At 66.5% G+C, this 17,589-nt stretch carries 18 protein-coding genes; 8 read left to right on the top strand and 10 right to left on the bottom strand.

Features of this window, described 5'->3' with window-relative positions; all coding sequences use genetic code 11:
- Positions 1 to 13 precede the first annotated feature (13 nt).
- The 3 genes from H8R02_RS05175 to H8R02_RS05185 are packed head-to-tail and all read left to right on the top strand — an operon-like array spanning position 14 to position 4,468.
- Positions 14 to 1,270, top strand: coding sequence for an acyl-CoA dehydrogenase family protein (locus H8R02_RS05175; protein ID WP_435531254.1), 1,257 nt, complete (start codon positions 14 to 16; stop codon positions 1,268 to 1,270).
- The gene (locus H8R02_RS05180; RefSeq protein WP_187080250.1) at positions 1,267 to 2,109 is read left to right on the top strand and encodes a DUF2817 domain-containing protein; all 843 of its coding nucleotides are present in this window, start codon (positions 1,267 to 1,269) and stop codon (positions 2,107 to 2,109) included. Before H8R02_RS05175 ends, H8R02_RS05180 begins: the two co-directional genes overlap by 4 nt.
- A gap of 37 nt (positions 2,110 to 2,146) precedes the next feature.
- Positions 2,147 to 4,468, top strand: a complete 2,322-nt coding sequence (locus tag H8R02_RS05185) for a xanthine dehydrogenase family protein molybdopterin-binding subunit (protein WP_187080251.1) — start codon at positions 2,147 to 2,149, stop codon at positions 4,466 to 4,468.
- Here H8R02_RS05185 and H8R02_RS05190 read toward each other — a convergent pair.
- Positions 4,431 to 5,765 (bottom strand): D-amino acid dehydrogenase, encoded by a 1,335-nt coding sequence (locus H8R02_RS05190; protein WP_187080252.1) that lies wholly within the window; start codon positions 5,763 to 5,765, stop codon positions 4,431 to 4,433. The two genes, H8R02_RS05185 and H8R02_RS05190, sit on opposite strands and share 38 nt — an antisense overlap.
- Positions 5,766 to 5,842: 77 nt before the next feature.
- On the opposite strand from H8R02_RS05190, the gene H8R02_RS05195 reads away from it, so the two are divergent.
- Positions 5,843 to 6,751 (top strand): LysR family transcriptional regulator ArgP, encoded by a 909-nt coding sequence (locus tag H8R02_RS05195; protein ID WP_187080253.1) that lies wholly within the window; start codon positions 5,843 to 5,845, stop codon positions 6,749 to 6,751.
- Here the strand turns inward: H8R02_RS05195 and H8R02_RS05200 are convergent.
- The 5 genes from H8R02_RS05200 to H8R02_RS05220 all read right to left on the bottom strand — a co-directional run bounded on the left by H8R02_RS05200 (position 6,748) and on the right by H8R02_RS05220 (position 11,811).
- Positions 6,748 to 6,894 (bottom strand): hypothetical protein, encoded by a 147-nt coding sequence (locus tag H8R02_RS05200; RefSeq protein WP_187080254.1) that lies wholly within the window; start codon positions 6,892 to 6,894, stop codon positions 6,748 to 6,750. The two genes, H8R02_RS05195 and H8R02_RS05200, sit on opposite strands and share 4 nt — an antisense overlap.
- Positions 6,895 to 7,016: 122 nt before the next feature.
- On the bottom strand, positions 7,017 to 7,826 hold the full coding sequence (locus H8R02_RS05205) for a metallophosphoesterase (protein ID WP_187080255.1): 810 nt from the start codon (positions 7,824 to 7,826) through the stop codon (positions 7,017 to 7,019).
- Between the two features lie 4 nt (positions 7,827 to 7,830).
- Positions 7,831 to 9,768, bottom strand: coding sequence for a PAS domain S-box protein (locus H8R02_RS05210; protein WP_187080256.1), 1,938 nt, complete (start codon positions 9,766 to 9,768; stop codon positions 7,831 to 7,833).
- Positions 9,769 to 9,802: 34 nt separating this feature from the next.
- Positions 9,803 to 10,780 (bottom strand): Bug family tripartite tricarboxylate transporter substrate binding protein, encoded by a 978-nt coding sequence (locus tag H8R02_RS05215; RefSeq protein ID WP_187080257.1) that lies wholly within the window; start codon positions 10,778 to 10,780, stop codon positions 9,803 to 9,805.
- Between the two features lie 77 nt (positions 10,781 to 10,857).
- Positions 10,858 to 11,811, bottom strand: a complete 954-nt coding sequence (locus H8R02_RS05220; RefSeq protein WP_187080258.1) for a LysR family transcriptional regulator — start codon at positions 11,809 to 11,811, stop codon at positions 10,858 to 10,860.
- A 113-nt stretch (positions 11,812 to 11,924) separates the two neighbouring features.
- On the opposite strand from H8R02_RS05220, the gene H8R02_RS05225 reads away from it, so the two are divergent.
- Positions 11,925 to 12,233 carry a hypothetical protein gene (locus tag H8R02_RS05225; RefSeq protein ID WP_187080259.1) on the top strand — a complete coding sequence of 103 codons (309 nt, stop codon included), beginning with the start codon at positions 11,925 to 11,927 and terminating at the stop codon, positions 12,231 to 12,233.
- A gap of 9 nt (positions 12,234 to 12,242) precedes the next feature.
- Positions 12,243 to 12,398, top strand: a complete 156-nt coding sequence (locus H8R02_RS05230; protein ID WP_187080260.1) for a hypothetical protein — start codon at positions 12,243 to 12,245, stop codon at positions 12,396 to 12,398.
- Positions 12,399 to 12,426: 28 nt separating this feature from the next.
- On the opposite strand, the gene H8R02_RS05235 is transcribed toward H8R02_RS05230, so the two are convergent.
- Entirely contained in the window at positions 12,427 to 14,277 is a 1,851-nt protein-coding gene (locus H8R02_RS05235; protein ID WP_187080261.1) for a phosphoenolpyruvate carboxykinase (GTP), read from the bottom strand.
- 300 nt (positions 14,278 to 14,577) lie between these two features.
- Here H8R02_RS05235 and H8R02_RS05240 point away from each other — a divergent pair, with 300 nt between their 5' ends.
- Entirely contained in the window at positions 14,578 to 14,802 is a 225-nt protein-coding gene (locus H8R02_RS05240) for a hypothetical protein (RefSeq protein WP_187080262.1), read from the top strand.
- A 125-nt stretch (positions 14,803 to 14,927) separates the two neighbouring features.
- On the opposite strand, the gene H8R02_RS05245 is transcribed toward H8R02_RS05240, so the two are convergent.
- On the bottom strand, positions 14,928 to 15,788 hold the full coding sequence (locus H8R02_RS05245; protein WP_187080263.1) for a hypothetical protein: 861 nt from the start codon (positions 15,786 to 15,788) through the stop codon (positions 14,928 to 14,930).
- A gap of 316 nt (positions 15,789 to 16,104) precedes the next feature.
- On the opposite strand from H8R02_RS05245, the gene H8R02_RS05250 reads away from it, so the two are divergent.
- The gene (locus H8R02_RS05250) at positions 16,105 to 16,257 is read left to right on the top strand and encodes a hypothetical protein (RefSeq protein ID WP_187080264.1); all 153 of its coding nucleotides are present in this window, start codon (positions 16,105 to 16,107) and stop codon (positions 16,255 to 16,257) included.
- Between the two features lie 124 nt (positions 16,258 to 16,381).
- Here the strand turns inward: H8R02_RS05250 and H8R02_RS05255 are convergent, their stop codons facing one another.
- Positions 16,382 to 17,344 (bottom strand): IS1595 family transposase, encoded by a 963-nt coding sequence (locus H8R02_RS05255; RefSeq protein WP_187080265.1) that lies wholly within the window; start codon positions 17,342 to 17,344, stop codon positions 16,382 to 16,384.
- Between the two features lie 107 nt (positions 17,345 to 17,451).
- Complete coding sequence (locus tag H8R02_RS30295; protein ID WP_255429150.1) at positions 17,452 to 17,586, bottom strand: hypothetical protein; 135 nt, start codon at positions 17,584 to 17,586, stop codon at positions 17,452 to 17,454.
- Between the last annotated feature and the right edge of the window lie 3 nt (positions 17,587 to 17,589).

A 17,589-nucleotide genomic window follows, 5' to 3' on the forward strand; every position in this document is an offset into this window, starting at 1 on the left:
TGCAAGGAGCTCCATGGACGCATTGCCCCAACTCGGCTTCACGCCCGCCGTCGGCGACCACGCTTTCACGCCGAAACAGCGCGAGCTGCTGTCGGTCGCACGCGAACTGGGCACGACGAAGTTCGCGCCACGCGCCGCGAAGTGGGACGAGGAGGCGAGCTTCCCCTTTGCCAACTACGACGACCTGCGGGGTGCCGGGTTCCTCGCTCTGTGCGTGCCGAAGGAGCACGGCGGCCTCGGCGCCGACTACGCCACCTACATGATGGTCGCCGCCGAGATCGGCCGCTACTGCGGCGCGACGGCGCTCACGTACAACATGCACATCTGCTCGACGATGTGGACCGGCGTGCTCGCGGACGGCATCCCGATGACCGAGGCGCAGCGCGCGGAGCACGCGAAGCGCCGCGAGCTGCACTTCGCTCGCGTCGTGAACGACGGCGCCATCTATGCGCAGCCGTTCTCCGAAGGCAGCGCCGCGGCTGCGGGCCGCGCGCCCTTCGGCACCACGGCGCGGAAGGTGGACGGCGGCTGGGTCGTCAACGGCCGCAAGATCTTCGCGTCGCTCTCCGGCGCGGCGGACTACTACGGCGTGCTTTGCACCGAGGACAAGGGCGACCAGCACCCCGATGCGCGCGACACGCTCTACCTCGCCGTGCCGGCGAAGAGCGAAGGCTTCTCGATCAGCGGCGAATGGGACCCGCTGGGCATGCGCGGCACGGTCAGCCGCAACCTGCTGTTCAAGGACGTGTTCGTCGCCGACGACGAGCAGCTCATGCCGCGCGGCGTGTACTTCAAGGGCGCGCAGACCTGGCCGGCGATGTTCTTCACGCTCGCGCCCACGTACCTCGGCATTGCCAACGCGGCCTACGATTTCACGGTGCAGTACCTGCGCGGCGAGGTGCCCGGCGAGCCGCCGGTCAAGCGCCGGATGTACCCGACCAAGCAGGTGGCGGTGGCCCAGATGCGCATCCAGCTCGAACAGATGCGTGCGATATTCCTGCGCGCCGTCATGGAAGCGAAGCCCAACCCGTCTCGGGACGAGCGCATGCGGCTTTATGCCGCACACTACACCGTCATGGAAGGCGCCAACGACATTGCCCGGCTGGCCATCCGCACCTGCGGAGGGCAGAGCATGATGAAGCACCTGCCGCTGGAGCGCCTGTACCGCGACAGCCGCTGCGGCTCGCTCATGCTGCCGTGGACCGCCGAGCTCGTGCTGGACCGCATGGGCCGCGAGGCGCTGTACGAGCCGGGAGAGAAGGACGAATGAAGGGGTTGGCGCCCGGACACTGGCTCGCCGTGGCGGCGCTGTGCGCGGCGCCGCTGGCGCACGCGTCGAAGGCGTGCGACGTGTTCGTGGGCAAGCTGCCCAACGTCACGCGGGCGCTGTGCGAGTCCGCCGAGCTGGCCGAAGGCCCGGCGAAGTCCGTCAAGGGCGTGCCGCTCTTCGTGCGCGACGTGAAGGAAGAGAACGCGAAGCTGCGCGTGCTGGTGATCGGCGCGATCCACGGGGACGAGCTGTCGTCCGCTTCGCTGGCGCTGCACTGGATCCGCCTGGCCGCCGAGGAAAAGCTGGAGTTGCCGCAGGCGGTGCACTGGCGCTTCGTGCCCGCTGTCAACCCGGACGGGCTGCTGGCGCACCCGCCCCGGCGCACCAATGCCAATGGTGTCGACCTCAACCGCAATTTCGCCACGCCCAACTGGGCGCGCGACGCGGCCATCTACTGGGAGCAGCGCACCCGCAAGGACCCGCGCCGCTGGCCCGGCCCGAAGGCGCTGTCGGAGCCGGAGTCGCGCTACGTGCACGACCAGATGCAGCAGTTCAAGCCGCACCTGATCGTGGCGATCCATGCGCCGTACGGCGTGCTCGACTTCGACGGGCCCTCCGTGCCGCCGTCCAAGCTGGGGCGTCTGTACCTGGACCAGGTGGGCATCTTCCCGGGGTCGCTGGGCAACTACGGCGGCGTGCACAAGGGCGTGCCGGTCGTGACGATCGAGCTGCCCAACGCCATGCGTACGCCGCTGGATGCCGAGATGCGGCAGATGTGGGTGGACCTGGCGCGGTGGATGGCCGCCAAGCTCTCGGCGGAGGCGGGTTCGCAGCGCTGACTGCACGTTCGCTGGAAATCAGCGATAGTGCGGCTCCATGAACGAAGTCATTGCGCAGCGTTTCGGCAGCGGCCAGGCCGTTCGCCGCATCGAGGACGACGTCCTCCTCCAGGGCCACGGCCAGTACACCGACGACGCGGCACCCGCGGGCCAGTTGCGTGTGGTGTTCGTGCGATCGCCTTATCCACATGCCCGCATCACGTCGATCGACACGGCGAATGCCAGGTCCATGCCCGGCGTGGCGGCGGTGTTGACCGGTGCCGAACTGGTCGCGGCGGGCGTGAAGCCGATCCCCGGCACAGCGGGCTTTCGGCGCGCCGACGGCAAGCCTGGCGTCAGCGCGCCGCGGCGCCCGCTCGCGCACGAGCGCGTGCGCTTCGTGGGCGAGCCGGTCGCGGTGGTCGTCGCCGACACGCTGCAGCAGGCGCGTGATGCCGCGGAGGCGGTGTGGGTGGAGTACGAGGAGCTGCCTTCGGTCACCAACGCGCAGGACGCGACGAAGGGCGACGCGCCCGCGCTGACGGATGAGGCGCCCGACAACATTGCCTGCGAGATGCGCCACGGCAGCGCGGACAAGACCGATGCCGCGTTCGCGCAGGCCGCGCAGGTGGTCAAGCTCGTCGTGCACAACCAGCGGCTGGCGCCGCTGTCGATCGAGCCGCGCGCGGTGCTGGCATGGATGGCCGACGATGGCCGCCTGACGATCCGCATGAGCACGCAGATGCCTTCGGGCGTGCGCAACACGCTCTGCGATGCCGTGCTGGGCCTGCCCAAGGAGCAGGTGCGCGTGATCGTGGCGGACGTCGGCGGCGGCTTCGGCATGAAGACGGGGCTGTATCCCGAAGATGCGGTGGTCGCGTACTGCGCGAAGCAGCTCAACCGGCCGGTGAAGTGGGCGGCGGACCGCAGCGAGGACTTCCTCTCCGCCACGCACGGCCGCGACGTCACGCAGCACGCCGAGCTCGCGCTCGACGCGCAGGGCGCGATCCTCGGCATGCGCCTGCGCGGCATGGCGAACGTCGGCGCGTATGCCACCGGGACCAACACGGCGATCCCGCTGATGATCGGGCCGTGGGTGCAGACGAGCGTGTACCACGTGCCCGTCATCGACTTCCACTTCAAGGCCGTGATGACCAACTGCGCGCCCATCGGTGCGTATCGCGGCGCGGGGCGCCCCGAGTCCATCTACCTCATGGAGCGGCTGATGGACGAGGCGGCGCGCCAGACCGGCATCGACCGCGTCGAGCTGCGCCGCCGCAACTTCGTGCGACCGGAGCAAATGCCCTACAAGAACCCCATGGGGCAGGTGTACGACGTGGGCGAGTTCGAGAAGATCATGGAAGAGGGGCTGGCGCTCGCGGACTGGTCGGGCTTCGAAGCGCGCGCGGCGCAGAGCAAGGCGCGCGGCAAGGTTCGCGGGCTGGGGCTCGCGACCTTCCTCGAGTGGACCGGCGGCAACGCGCTGGAAGAGCGCGTGACCGTCACGGTGCGTGCCGACGGCGTGATCGAGGCCTACTCGGCGGTCAACGCGATGGGGCAGGGCATCGCCACCACGCTCGCGCAACTCGTCGTGGACGTGTTCGGCGTCACGATGGACAAGGTGAAGGTGGTGCTGGGCGACACGGACCGCGGCGACGGCTTCGGCAGCGCGGGCTCACGCTCGCTGTTCACCGGTGGCTCGGCGCTGCGCGTCGGCGCGGAGAAGACGCTGGAGAAGTCGCGTGAGCTCGCCGCGCAGGCGCTCGAGGCGAGCGCGCAGGACCTCGACTATGCGTCGGGCCGATTCACGGTGAAGGGCACGGACCTGTCGATCGACTTGTTCGATGTCGCCGGCAAGCAGCCCGATCAGCGCATCCACATCGACAGCACGACAGCAGTCTCCGGCCCGAGCTGGCCCAATGGCTGCCACGTCAGTGAAGTGGAGCTCGACCCCGACACCGGCGAAGTGAGCGTCGTCGCCTATTCGAGCATGAACGACGTGGGCCGCGTGGTGAACCCGATGATCGTGCGCGGCCAGCTCGATGGCGGCGCGATCCAGGGCATCGGCCAGGCGCTGTGCGAGCAGGTGGTGTACGACGCGGAGAGCGGCCAGCTGCTCACCGGCAGCCTGATGGACTACGCGGCGCCGCGCGCGGATGCGGTGGAGTGCGAGTTCCGCACGGAGATGGACCAGACGGTGCCCTGCAAGAACAACCCGCTGGGTGTGAAGGGCGTCGGCGAACTGGGCACGATCGGCGCGACGCCTTGTATCGTGAATGCCGTGGCAGATGCAGTCGCGCGCGCAGGGTTCCCCCAGCGCGCGCGTGACCTGCAGATGCCGCTTACGCCGGCGACAGTGTGGGCTGCCCTGCGGCCTTAGGCGCGTCGAAGCCGTAGAACCTGAACGCGCCCATGTTCGGCGCGCGGCCGCTGATCAGCTCCGCCATCGCCTTGCCGGAGCCGGCGCCGTGGGTCCAGCCCAGCGTGCCGTGGCCGGCGTTCACCCACAGGCCGGCCACCTTCGTGCGGCCGATGTACGGGATGTTGGTCGGCGTCGCGGGGCGCAGGCCGGTCCAGAAGCGCGGATTGCCGCCTTCTTCTTCCGTGCGCGTGTCGCACACGCCGGGCAGCACCGCCTCGATGCGCTGGGCCAGCATGCGGCAGCGAGCTTTCGCCAGCTCCGTGTCGAGCGTGAGCTTGTAGCCCGCCACTTCGATCGTGCCCGCCACGCGCAGCTCGTCGCCGAGGCGGCTCATCGCGATCTTCAGCTCGTCGTCGATCGTGCTCACGAACGGCGCGAGCTCGGGCTTCTTCAGCTTGAACGTGGCGCTGTAGCCTTTGCCGGGGTAGATCGGCAGGTTGACGCCCACCGTGCGCAGCAGCGGCGCGGTGAACGAACCCATGGCCACGACCACTTCGTCGGCCACCAGGCGCGTGAGCTTGCCGGTCGCCTTGTCCTTCACGTGCACGGCGCGCACGGCGCCGCCGGCCTTCTCGAGCCGTTCGATGTCGTGGCTGTACAGGAAGCGCACGCCCTTGCCGGCGCAGCGCTCGGCCAGCGCCTGCGTGAACACGCGCGCGTCGCCGCTCTCGTCGCTGGCGGTGTAGGTGCCGCCGACGATGCGGTGCGCGAACGACTTGAACGCGGGCTCGATCTTGAACAGCTCTTCCTTGCTCACCACTTTGCGGTCGACACCGTACTTGCGCATGAGCGCGGCGGCTTCGCCGGCGGACTCGAAGCTCTTCTCGTCGGTGTAGTAGTGGGCGATGCCGCGCTCGAGGCGGTTGTATTCGATGCCGGTGGCGCGGACCACGTCCTTCAGGGCGGCGTGGCTGTAGTTGCCGAGGGCCACGAGCTGCTCGACGTTGCGCTCGAACGCGCCGTCATGGCACTGGCTGAGGAACTGCAGGCCCCAGCGCCATTGCTGCCAGTCGAACTGCGGGCGGAAGAGCAGGGGCGCGTCGTTGCGGAACATCCACTTCACGAGCTTGGCCGGCGCATGCTTGTTGGCCCACGGCTCGCAGTAGCTCACCGAGATCTGCGCCGCGTTGGCGAAGCTGGTTTCCAGGGCCGCGCCGGGCTGGCGGTCGACCACGGTCACGTCGTGGCCGCGTTCAGCCAGGTGGTAGGCGGTGCTGATGCCGATGATGCCGGCGCCGAGGACAAGGATCTGCATAGGCCGGAAGTTTGCGACGCCTTGCGCCTCTTGAAAAGGAAAATTAAACTCTCTGCGAAATTATCAGGACAGCTTATATGAGCACCTTCGACCCGGACGCCCTCGAATGCCTGGCCGCCATCGTGGAGGAGGGCGGTTTCGAGCGCGCAGCGCAGCGGTTGTCGATCACGCAGTCGGCGGTGTCGCAACGGCTGAGGGCACTCGAGGCGCAGGTCGGCACGGTGCTCATCGTTCGCAGCCGGCCGCTCAAGCCCACCTCGGCAGGCCAGCTGCTGCTCAAGCATACGAAACAGCTGAGGTTGCTGCGGGCCGACCTGGAGCGCGACCTGAAGGAACTGGCCCCCAGCTCGGCGGGTGGCAATCGAGAGGAGGAGCGCGTCTCGATCGCCATCAATGCCGACTCGATCGCGACCTGGGCATTGCCGGCCCTGAACGGGCTGGCCCGTGACGGCCTGCCGATGGAGATCATCACCGACGACCAGGACTTCACGCACGAGTGGCTGCGCGAAGGGCAGGTGCTGGGCTGCGTCACGACGCTGAAGCAGGCACTGCGTGGCTGCAAGGTGGTGCCGCTGGGCGCGATGAACTACATCGCGATCGCGCAGAAGGCTTTGGCGCACGAGCGATTCCCGAAAGGGCTCACGCCGCACAACTTCCGCGACGTGCCCTTCATCGCGTTCAACCGCAAGGACGACATGCAGGCCGAATTCGTCGGCAAAGCGTTCGGCCTGAAGCGTGTGGCGCTCAACCAGCTGTTCGTGCCCAGCTCGGAGGGCCAGGTCCGGGCGGTGCTTTCAGGCTGGGGTGTGAGCGTGGTGCCGGAGCTGCTGGCACGGCCGCTGCTCGAGAGGGGCGAGCTGGTGAACCTGGCGCCCGCGCATGCGGTGCCGGTGCAGCTCTACTGGCACTGCTGGAATCTGGAATCGGAAGTGCTGGACTCGCTCACCGCCGCGCTGACGGCGGCGGCGGAGAAATCGCTCGCCTAATGCGAGTTGAAGAGGATCGCGTCGTGCGAGAGGAAGTTGTGCAGGCCGGACAGCTCCGGCCCGAACAGCGCCAGCAACACGGCGGCAGCGACCGCCGCCATCCAGGCGAGCGTCGGTGTCCACAGCGGGTGTTGGTGTTTCATGGCCAGGCTCCCTTCGCGTTGTAGATGTGGCCGCTGCGAAGTTTCGCAAGGGTGGCCGCTTCCTTCCATGTTTTTCGGGTAAACGACTCGCGCGAATTGTTCGCAGGGGTAACGCGCAACGGTCATCGGACATCCAGCACGAAGTGCGGTACGAACGCGTCCTGCTCGCGACGGTACGCATACCCCAGTGGATTCGCGACGACGCGGCAGCCCGCTTCGACATAGTCCTGCGGGCAATGCAGGTGCCCGTGCAGCCAGTACCGCGCCAGCGGCAGCAGCTCGTCCAGCGAGTTGCAGAAGCCGGCCGTGCCCGGCGTCACGCCATAGCGCGGGTCCGCGCTGCGCAGGCTCGGCGCGAAGTGGGTCGCGACGACGGTGGTGCCTTCGTACGGTTGCGCGAGCGCGGCCGCCAGCCACTTGCGGCACTTGCACCCGAGCTCGCGCCATTCCTCCGCCAGCAACGGCCGCCCGTAGCGGGTGCCGGCCATCTTCTCGAGGTAGAAGTTCGCGGCGCGAAAGGCCTTGTGGCGCAGCTTGATGCGGCGCTCCTCGTTCGTCGATTCGTCGGCCAGCGCGTCGAAGTCGGTCCAGAGGGTGGTACCGATAAAGCGTACTCCGCCCATGAGGAGGACTTCGCGCTCCAGCCACGTGATGCCCAGCCGCTCGCACGTTTCCCGCAGCCGCGCATGCGTGGCGTCGAAGTCGAGGTTGTCGTACTCGTGGTTGCCGGGCACGTAGAGCACGGGGACGGGCCACGTGCCGAGCCTCGGAGAGAAGCGGTCGAGCCCGAAGTCCTCGCCGGGCAGTTTCGAGTTGCGCTGGTAGGAACCGACGTCCCCGAGCAGCAACAGCAGTTCCGCATCGGGTGCGGGCGTCGCAACGAACTTGGGCTGGGTTTCGAGATGCAGGTCCGAAAGAAGCTGGATTTTCACCCGCTCATTGTGCGGAAGCCGGGGCCACAACGGGGGCCGGCAGCCGCACATGGAAGATCGTGCCGTGGCCGGGCTCGCTTTCCACTTCGATGGTGCCCTGGTGCAGCTCGACGCATTCCTTCACGATGTTCAGCCCGATGCCCGTGCCCTGGATGTTGCCGACGTTGCCGCCGCGATGGAAAGTCTCGAACAGGCGCGGCAGGTCGTCCTTGGGGATGCCGATGCCGCGGTCCTGCACCGAGAACACGAGGCGGTCGTCGTCGTGCTCGGTGGCGACATAGCACTCCACCACGGTGTCCGGCGGCGAGTACTTCAGCGCGTTGCCCAGCAGGTTGACGAGGATGTGCCGCACGAGCTTCACGTCCATCAGGCGAGGCTCGTCGAGGCCGTCGCAGCGCATCTCGATGCGCGAGGCCTGCGGGTTCGCCTGGTCCATTTCCGCGGCTACCTGCACCAGCAGGTCGGGCACCGAGCGCGGCAGCGGGTCGAAAGCGAGGCGGCCCGCTTCGAGCTTGCTCGTGAGCAGGATGTTCTCGACCATGCCGTTCATGCGCGTCACCGCGCTGCGGATCTGCTGCACGATCTCCTTGCGCTCGTGCGTCGGCAAACGCGCGCCGTAGTCGTCGAGCAGCTCCACCGAAGAAAGGATCGCGGCCAGCGGCGTGCGGAACTCGTGCGACGCCACCGCGACGAAGCGCGACTTCAGCTGCGACAGCTCGCGCTCGCGGGCGAGCGCGTTGCGCATGTCCTGCTCGACCTGCCGGCGCTCGGTGACGTCCATCAGGAAGTTCAGCGTCGCGGGCTGGCCCTGCCACTCGAACAGCACGCCCGAGATCTCCAGCCAGCGCACCGAGCCGCCGGAGTGGATCACGCGGAACTGGTAGTGGTTCTCCACCGGCTCGCCGCGCAGGCGCTTGAGGTGGTTGCCAAGCACGCGCTCGCGGTCATCGGGGTGGATGAACTCGATGAAGGGCTTGGATTTGGCGGTCTCGAGGTCCTGCCCGGTCTGCTCCAGCGCCTTCGGGTTCGCGTAGAGGATGCGGCCGCCGGCGGTGATGAGGATGCCCTCGTTCACGTTCTCCACCACCTTGCGGTACTTCGCCTCCGACTCGGCCAGCGCGCGCGCCTGCGCCTTGCGCCGCGAGATGTCGCGCACGAAGGAGCTGAAGGTGTAGCCCTGCGCGGTGCGAACCGGCCACACCGAGAGCTCCACGTCGAACTCCTCGCCGCTGCGCTTGAGGGCGCGAGTCTCCACGCGCCGCTGGAAGATCTGAGAGGAGCCGTCCTGCAGGAAGCGCTGGATGCCCGCTTCGTGCCATTTGCGGTGCACCGGAGGGATGATGAGCTCGGTGAGCAGCTTGCCCACCGCCTCGTACCGCGCCCAGCCGAACACGCGCTCGGCGGCCTGGTTCCAGTCGATCACGTGGCCCTGCTCGTCGATGGTGATGACGGGGTCGTTCGCGGTGGCGATCAGCGCTTCGAGGCGCGCCGTCGCGTCGCTCAGGCTGCGTTCCGCGTCGGTGCGCCGGCTGATCTCCTCGCGCAGCTGCGCGGAGGTGTCGACCTGCCAGGAGATGTCGCGCGCCACGTGCGTCACGCGCGTTTCGCCGTTCGGCCCCTTGGTCGCGAACGCGCGCTCGCGCAGCCGCGCATTGCGCCACGCCCGCTCGCCGCGCGCGGGCGGCAGCTTGACGCGGTATTCCTCGACGTAGCCGGCCAGGGGCAGGCCGTTGCGCAGGCGCCTCAGCGTGGGCGCGTCCTCCGGGACGATGCGGTCGAGCAGCACGTCGGCGCCGGGGCCGAGCTGGGCGGCACTGGTGTGCCAGAAGCGCTCGAACGCGGGGTTGGTGTAGACCACGCGGCTGGTCGCCGCGTCCCACACCCACAGCATCTCCTCGATGGCCTGCGCCAGTTGGGCAATTCCATCGTCGGGCTCAGCCATCGGCCGAGCATAGCGCCAGCCCGCCGCGGCTTGCCTAGAGCCGAACCCCAGCGCCCTTGACCGTGGGCGCGAGCTGGCCGACCTGGTCCTTCACGAAGCTGGTGAAGGCACCGGGGCTCGCGGCGTTGGGCGCGATGCCCAGCTCACCCATCTTCGTCTTCACGGCGGGCACCGCCAGCACTTCGTTCACCGCGGTGTTCAGCCGCGCGACGATGTCCGCGGGCATCTTCGGCGGCCCGGACAGGCCGAAGAAGTTGTCCAGCACCAGCTTGCGCTGGCCGAGCTCGGCGACGCTGGGCACGTCGGGCACCAGCGGCGAGCGGCTGGCGGAGGTCACCATCAGCGGCACGAGCTGCCCGCTCTTGAAGTAGGGCACGAAGGCGGTGAGCACGTCGATGCCGACCGGCACCACGCCGGCGATCAGGTCGGTGGTCATCGGCGCGCCGCCGCGGTAGGGCACGTGGACCATGTTGATGCCCAGCGTGTTCTTCATCAGCTCGCCGTAGATGTGGCCGATGGAGGCGGGGCCGCCGGAGCCGAAGTCGAGGCGGCCGGCCTTCTTCGCCGCCGCTTCGAGGTCCGCCAGCGTCTTGATGCCCGCTTTCGGGTTGGCCATGACCACGCACGGGGCACTGCCGATCAGCGCGATGTGGGTGAAGCCGTCGACCGGGTCGTAGGGCTGCTTCTCCAGCGCGAACGGGCCGATGGAGATCGGTGTCGAGTTGGACAGCATCAGTGTGTAGCCGTCGGCCGGTGCCTGGTGCACCACGAGCCCGCCCACGCTGCCGCCCGCACCGGGCCGGTTGTCGACGACGACACCCTGGCCGAGTTTGGAGGCGAGCTGCTCCGCGACGACGCGCGCGACGATGTCGCTCGCACCGCCGGCGGGGAAGGTGACGACGATCTTGATCGGCTTGTCCGGCCACGCCGCACGGGCGGGCAGGTTCCAGGCCGCCGCGGTGGCGGCGAGCACTTTGAGGGCGCGGCGGCGGCCGCTGTCGGCGATGGGCATGGTGTCTCCTGCTGGTGGTACGCAGGCACGACGCAAGCGGTGTGCCACGGCCACTGTCGGGCACCTGACGGCGCCCGTCAATCGGGGTTGAATGCTTTCTTCGCTGCCGCCGCCACGGCCAGCCGCAGCCACGCATGGTCGCCGCGCTGCCCCTGGCGGCGGTGCCACAGGGACTCGACGTGCACCGGCGGCACGGAGAAGGGGAGTTCGCGCACCGTGAGCTGCTCCGCCATGCCGGTCACGCGCACGAAATGCCGTGGCAGCACCGTGAGCAGGTCGGAGGTCGACACCACCCGTCCCGCGGTGAAGAACTGGTTGACCGTGAGCACCACGCGCCGCTTCTGCCCGAGCGAGGCGAGTGCCTGGTCGATGAAGCCGAATGGCCGCCCGGAGAACGACACGAGCAGGTGGTGCGCGTCGCAATAGCGCTTGAGCGTGAGCGGGCCGCGCGACAACGGGTGGCCGTCGCGCATCACGCATACATATTCGCCGTGGTACAGGCGCTCGTGGTCGAACGGCGCCACCCGGCCGGCCTGCGCCTGGGCCGTGAGATCCGCGAGCACCGCGGGGAAGAAGCCGACGGCGAGGTCGATCAGGCCTTCGTCCAGCAGCTTGCGCGGGTCCCGCGTGGTGAGCGGCAGCACGCGCATCGACACGCCCGGCGCATCGGTCTCGATGATCTCCACCAGCCCCGGCATCAGTTCCGCAGCCGTCGCATCGGCCATGGCGAGCACGAAGGTGTTATTGGCCTCCGAGGCAGTGAAGTCGCCCGGCGCGAACGAAGCCTCCAGCTGCCTCAGTGCATCGCTCACCGCCGGCCACAGCGCCACGGCGCGGGGCGTGGGCTCGACGCCATACCCGCTGCGGGTGACGAGCCGGTCGCCCAGCGACTCGCGCAGGCGGTTCAGCGCGTTGCTCACCGCCGGCTGCGTCATGTTGAGGTTGCGCGCCGCCCGGGTGAGGTTGCGCTCGGTCATCACCTGGTCGAACACACGCAGCAGGTTCAGGTCGAGGTTGCGGAAGCTGGCCATAGATGCCCTGAATGATAGGCATCACAAATCAAAATTGGCAAAATATCAGTGGTAACCCTAATATTCGCTCAACACAGTAATCCCGCTGTGCTGGGAACAAGAAGGAGAAGGTCATGAGCCGCTTCGTCCACATCGAATACCCGACCCGTCACCCCGGCGTCGTCCGTCTCGAGCGTACCGCTCGCGTCATCCGCAAAGCCCACGTGGGCACCTACTTCCTCGCCGCGCTTGCCTTCATCGGCGCGCCGGTCCGCAAGCTCGCCGCTGCCCTGGGCACCAGCGCGGGCAAGTGGGCCGAGGCCCGCCGCCAAGCCCGCGAGGACGAGAAGCTCTGGAACCTGGCGCTGACCGATGCCCGTGTGATGGCCGACCTCAGCCGCGCGATGGGTGCCGAAGCCCTGAACATCAAGCGCTACTACTGAGGTGACGCCATGGCAGCGCTGGCCCGCACCTCGTGGGTCGGCCTGTTGCTCACGCGGCTGCCGCGGCCGCTGGTCCGGGTGCTCGACGAGTGGTCTTACCGCGTCGCGCAACAGAGGGCCGAACGACGCCGCGCAGCTGTCATGAAGCGGCAAGCCGCCCGATGAAAAAAGCCACCTTGCGGTGGCTTTTTGTTCATGCGGCCAAGCGCTTTTCGATCTGCGCCTTGGTCTCGGTGAGCTCCGCGGGCAGGTGGTACGACAGCTGCTGGAACAGCTCCGCGTGCAGCTGCAGCTCCTTGACCCAGGCCGCCTTGTCGATGCTGGTGACCTTGCCGAACTGGTCGCGCGTGAAGTCCAAGCCGGTCCAGTTGAGCTCTTCATAGGCGGGGCTCACTCCGAACACGTGCTCGGTACCGGTGGCGCGGCCTTCGATGCGGTCGATCATCCACTTGAGCACGCGCATGTTCTCGCCGTAGCCCGGCCACACGAACTTGCCGTCCTCGCCCTTGCGGAACCAGTTGGTCGTGTAGATCTTCGGCAGCTTCGCGCCGCTGGCTTGCAGCTTCTTGCCGAGCGACAGCCAGTGCTGGAAGTAGTCGCTCATGTTGTAGCCGGTGAACGGCAGCATCGCGAACGGGTCGCGGCGCACCACGCCTTGCGCGCCGCCGGCGGCCGCGGTCGTCTCCGAGCCCATGGTCGCGGCCATGTACACGCCCTCGACCCAGTTGCGGGCCTCGGTCACCAGCGGCACCGTCGTCGAGCGGCGGCCGCCGAAGATGAAAGCGTCGATCGCCACGCCCTGCGGGTTGTCCCAATCGCTGTCCAGCGCCGGGTTGTTGACGGCGGACACGGTGAAGCGCGCGTTCGGGTGGGCGGCCTTGGCGCCGGTCTTCTCGGCGATCTCGGGCGTCCAGTCCTTGCCCTGCCAGTCGATGCAGTGCGCGGGCGGCGGGCCCATGTTCTCCCACCACACGTCGCCGTCGTCGGTGAGCGCGACGTTCGTGAAGATCACGTTCTTGTCGAGGCTCGCCATGCAATTGGGGTTGGTCTTCGTGTTCGTGCCCGGGGCCACGCCGAAGTAGCCCGCCTCGGGGTTGATCGCGTACAGGCGGCCATCCTTGCCGGGCTTGATCCAGGCGATGTCGTCACCGATGGTCGTGACCTTCCAGCCCTCGAAGCCCTTGGGCGGGATCAGCATCGCGAAGTTGGTCTTGCCGCAGGCCGACGGGAAAGCGGCAGCCACGTGATACTTCTTGCCCTCGGGCGAGGTCACGCCCAGGATCAGCATGTGCTCGGCCAGCCAGCCTTCATCGCGGCCCATGGTGGACGCGATGCGCAGCGCGAAGCACTTCTTGCCCAGCAGCGCGTTGCCGCCGTAGCCGGAGCCGTACGACCAGATCTCGCGCGACTCGGGGTAGTGCACGATGTACTTGGTCGTGTTGCAGGGCCAGCTCACGTCCTTCTCGCCCGGCTCCAGCGGCGCGCCCACGGTGTGCACGCAGGGCACGAACTCGCCGTCCACGCCGAGCACGTCGTAAACGGCCTTGCCCATGCGGGTCATGATGCGCATGTTCACGGCGACGTACGGGCTGTCGGACAGCTCGATGCCGATGTGCGCGATGGGCGAGCCGAGCGGGCCCATCGAGAACGGCACGACGTACATCGTGCGGCCGCGCATGCAGCCGTCGAACAGGGGTTGCAGCGTCGCGCGCATCTCGGCCGGGGCCATCCAGTTGTTCGTGGGGCCGGCGTCTTCCTTCTTCTGCGAGCAGATGAAGGTGCGGTCTTCCACGCGCGCCACGTCGCTCGGGTCGGAGCAGGCGAGGTAGGAGTTGGGGCGCCTGATCGGGTCCAGCTTGCGGAAGGTGCCGGCGTCCACCAGTTGCTGGCAGAGGCGGTCGTATTCTTCCTGGCTGCCGTCGCACCAGTAGACCTGGTCCGGCTTGCACAGGGCGACCATGTCGGCCACCCAGGCGATCAGTTTGGCATTCTTGACGTAGCCGGGGGCCTGCAGGTTCAGGCCCTGCATCACGGGTGAATTCATTGTCCGAAGCTCCAAAGTATCAAAACCGATTTCCAAAAGGAGCTCGCGGAAAGGACGCCTCCCGAAGGCCTTTTTGAAATCGGGCTTGCCCGTCGGTCGAGGCATTTTAGGGAACGGACCCTTTCCTCCGCTTTCATCGGGCTGCAATTCCATGCAAAACATGCATGAGGTTATGCATAGCGGCCACGGAGGTATGTACCTTACAAACCCGGTTGGAACTTGGGGCCTTGAAAGCGCAGTGAATGAGCGTAGGTAGGCCCTACCCGGCAGGCTTTGCCGGGCAACCTAGCGGGAGTCAAGATGACGCCTTACGAACAATGGAAGGCAATGTGCGATGAATGCGATGCGGCCGACAAGGCACATCGAGAAACGCTGAACAAGGTCACGGCACAGATGATGCCCGGCTCGTCCGGCAACCCCAGCATGCAGGACTTGGATGCGTGGGAGGCGGCTCGGGGCAAGTACGACGCGATCCGCGCGAAGATGGACGATTTCATTGCCGCGCACTTCGGGCGGCACAAGTAGCTCACCCACCAAACCACCGGCCCTAGTGGCCGGTTTTCTTTTGCGGCTGCGTTGGGGGCTGCGTCTTCTTCGGAGCGGGCGGAGTATTCAGCATGCGACGGAGAACGTCGTCCTCCGTCGGTTGCTTAGGCGAGGTCTTCGGCTTCGTTGCCATCGCCAGAGTCTACGCGCGGCGCTGCTGGCGTCTGCACGTTGCGCTTGATCTTCCGCTCCAAGATGCGCAACCAATCCGTGAAGTCTTCGAGACTCTCTGGACTCAATCTCTCGGGCCATTGAATCGTGACATCACCCTCAGCGAGTGCGAATACCTCTTGACGCATATGCGGCCTTGTCTGCCCTACCGCCGGATTGGGCGGGTGTCGTTCGATTTGGACCGTGTCCCGAGGCGCCACCGTCGGTGCTGGCGGTGGCGTCGGCGCGGGAGGTGGTACTTCCGGATCAGGATCACGGCGCTCGACCTCATTATCGGGTCTGTCATTGAGTTTCGCAAACGAGACCGTTGCTCGTAAGTCGCCCATAAAGTCCTTGACGGCGTTGTCATTGAACTTTCGCTCGACTAACAGGTAGTGCCTGAGGTTTGCGTCCGACACCTCTAGACCGGGGAATTTGGCAAGTACCTCCTTGTAAATGCGCGGGTTTTGCGCTGCTTCTCTCAGGGCGGCGTCACGTTCATTCGACTCCGGGCGATCATCCAGAATGATCCTAAACGCTAGGTCTGTCAGGCGCACTTGACGCTTGTCGCTAGACCCCTCATCGACCATAAGACCGAACGCCAGTAGCGCAGCGAGAGTAGTTCGGCCTGGTCCGCTCCCCGGGGAGTAATTCCAGTGATCAAGTGCCACGTTGATGTTGGCCGCGCTCCGCTTCTCGTGTTGATAGAAGGTGCGCGCTCGCTCGACTGCCTTTTGCAGCGTTATTGCTGGATACGAAGGGCTCCTATGAGCGGCGGCGCGCTTCTGCTCATCTGGCGTGGTCTTGGCTTCCATAAGATTCTCCTTAGCAGTCTCGTAGTTTAAGCCCATCCGAGACTCAAGTCGAGACTTATCCAGCCTCCCGGCTTGCGCAGAACTCACAAGCCGTTTAAACTCGCGCTCAACCGCAGAAAGGAGGCCCCCATGCGGCGGAACGACGGCCCCGGCGATGAGTTCGCCGTAACCGGGGCGGAAAAGGAAAGGCCCCTGTAACGCAAGCTCTTGGTCGAAGGAGCGTTACAGAGGCCCGAGGCGAACCGCTACTGGAGCGGCTGGCACCCCACCAACCCTTTAAGCCCGGCGATCCCGGCGGGAAGGAGGTAAGTGCCCTATGAAGCAACTGGATTTCGGTTTTCCGATCCCAGAGGGTTATGAAGTCATCTTCCGTGCATCCATCACCCTCAAGAACGGTACTGTGATCTACGCCAAGGACTACGGCATCCGGGGCTTCCCGGTGCTCGTAGCCAAGGCGGAGGTGGCCTAACCGATTGCCAGCCGCTCAGTAGTGATTTTATCTGGATTTCATTCGCTTGGCCGAGAAATTCTCGGTTCTTTTGAGGTGCGCACGTATTACCTACCTGCTGCGCAGCAGCATCACCATGATGCGTTCAAAAGTGGGTTTGCGCGGCGCTCCAACTAATCCGCCGATAGGTCAGGCGCTTGCCGGTGATGCCCTTGAGGGCTTCGTCGGTGCGCATCGCGTCGTTGTAGCCGAGGCTAGTGCGCGTGTTCCACTTGAAGTCGAATTCGTGCGCGTAGCGCTGCAGATGCTGTTCGCTGACGCTGTGGAACGTGCCGACCAAGCCGCGCTTGAGGATGGCGAAAGAGGATTCCGCGGTGTTGCTGGTGACGTCGCCGCGCGTGTACTCGTACTTCGAGTGATTCACGGACTCGTGGGACGCGAAGTGCTTGCCAATGGACTTGTAATAGGAGGCTTCGTCGGTCATCAGGCGGGCGGATTGCGCGACTTGTGACTTCAGGATGGGACCAAGCGTGGCGGCCGTGACGTTGGGAACGTGGATCGTGCGCTTGACGCCTTGTCGCTCGACCAGCGAAAAGATTTTCATCTTGGGGGAGTAGCCGCCGCCGGTCTTCGCCGGGTACTTGGTGCCGTCTTCGGCGGTGGCGGAACCCCAATAGGTCTCGTCGGCTTCCACGATGCCGGAAGAACCGGGGCCGCCAAGCAGGTTCTTCGGATCGGCCGTCATGGCTTCGCGGATGCGATGCGACATGAACCAGGCCGTCTTGTACGTGACGCCCAGCATGCGTTCGAGTTGCTTGGCACTGATGCCCTTCTTGCTGGCGCACATCAGGTGGACAGCCTGCAGCCAGACGTTCAACGCGATCTTGGAGCGCTCGAACACAGTGCCCACGGTCACGGTGAACTGCTCACGGCAGTCCTTGCACTTGTAGAGGCCCGGACGGTGCTTGGTGCCTTCCAGCTTGTAGGCGGTGCCGATCACGCCGCAATGCGGGCAGACGGTGCCTTGCGGCCAACGCAGCGCTTCAAGGTATTCGCGGGCTTTTCCCTCGTCTTGGAAGTGCGGCTGATTGAGGATTGCGGAGGCCATGGACTCACTATAGAACCTTTGTCGGGTTTGTCAAGTAAATACTTCCGAGCGGCCAGTCGGGCAAACAAAAGCCGCCTCAAGGGCGGCTTGATCGGGCGGGGTGCGCCTCAGGCCATGTACACGGCGATGAACGCCAGAAGGAACATCAGCACGCCGCCGGCCACGGGCAGCACGATCGGGATCTTGTGGATGATCTGCTCGATCGGGTCGTCGCTGTGCGTGTCGTGTTGGGGCTCGGACATCTC

It is taken from the genome of Ramlibacter albus (genome assembly GCF_014297445.1).
Classification (GTDB): Bacteria; Pseudomonadota; Gammaproteobacteria; order Burkholderiales; family Burkholderiaceae_C; genus Ramlibacter; species Ramlibacter albus.

Excerpts from the sequence above, each read along its gene's own strand:
- H8R02_RS05185 (WP_187080251.1), top strand. The coding sequence starts at position 2,147 with ATGAACGAAGTCATTGCGCAGCGTTTCGGCAGCGGCCAGGCCGTTCGC.
- H8R02_RS05180 (WP_187080250.1), top strand. The coding sequence starts at position 1,267 with ATGAAGGGGTTGGCGCCCGGACACTGGCTCGCCGTGGCGGCGCTGTGC.
- H8R02_RS05220 (WP_187080258.1), bottom strand. The coding sequence starts at position 11,811 with ATGGCCAGCTTCCGCAACCTCGACCTGAACCTGCTGCGTGTGTTCGAC.
- H8R02_RS05240 (WP_187080262.1), top strand. The coding sequence starts at position 14,578 with ATGACGCCTTACGAACAATGGAAGGCAATGTGCGATGAATGCGATGCG.
- H8R02_RS05225 (WP_187080259.1), top strand. The coding sequence starts at position 11,925 with ATGAGCCGCTTCGTCCACATCGAATACCCGACCCGTCACCCCGGCGTC.
- H8R02_RS05215 (WP_187080257.1), bottom strand. The coding sequence starts at position 10,780 with ATGCCCATCGCCGACAGCGGCCGCCGCCGCGCCCTCAAAGTGCTCGCC.
- H8R02_RS05175 (WP_435531254.1), top strand. The coding sequence starts at position 14 with ATGGACGCATTGCCCCAACTCGGCTTCACGCCCGCCGTCGGCGACCAC.
- H8R02_RS05195 (WP_187080253.1), top strand. The coding sequence starts at position 5,843 with ATGAGCACCTTCGACCCGGACGCCCTCGAATGCCTGGCCGCCATCGTG.
- H8R02_RS05230 (WP_187080260.1), top strand. The coding sequence starts at position 12,243 with ATGGCAGCGCTGGCCCGCACCTCGTGGGTCGGCCTGTTGCTCACGCGG.
- H8R02_RS05255 (WP_187080265.1), bottom strand. The coding sequence starts at position 17,344 with ATGGCCTCCGCAATCCTCAATCAGCCGCACTTCCAAGACGAGGGAAAA.
- H8R02_RS05250 (WP_187080264.1), top strand. The coding sequence starts at position 16,105 with ATGAAGCAACTGGATTTCGGTTTTCCGATCCCAGAGGGTTATGAAGTC.
- H8R02_RS05235 (WP_187080261.1), bottom strand. The coding sequence starts at position 14,277 with ATGAATTCACCCGTGATGCAGGGCCTGAACCTGCAGGCCCCCGGCTAC.
- H8R02_RS05200 (WP_187080254.1), bottom strand. The coding sequence starts at position 6,894 with ATGAAACACCAACACCCGCTGTGGACACCGACGCTCGCCTGGATGGCG.
- H8R02_RS05245 (WP_187080263.1), bottom strand. The coding sequence starts at position 15,788 with ATGGAAGCCAAGACCACGCCAGATGAGCAGAAGCGCGCCGCCGCTCAT.
- H8R02_RS30295 (WP_255429150.1), bottom strand. The coding sequence starts at position 17,586 with ATGTCCGAGCCCCAACACGACACGCACAGCGACGACCCGATCGAGCAG.
- H8R02_RS05190 (WP_187080252.1), bottom strand. The coding sequence starts at position 5,765 with ATGCAGATCCTTGTCCTCGGCGCCGGCATCATCGGCATCAGCACCGCC.
- H8R02_RS05210 (WP_187080256.1), bottom strand. The coding sequence starts at position 9,768 with ATGGCTGAGCCCGACGATGGAATTGCCCAACTGGCGCAGGCCATCGAG.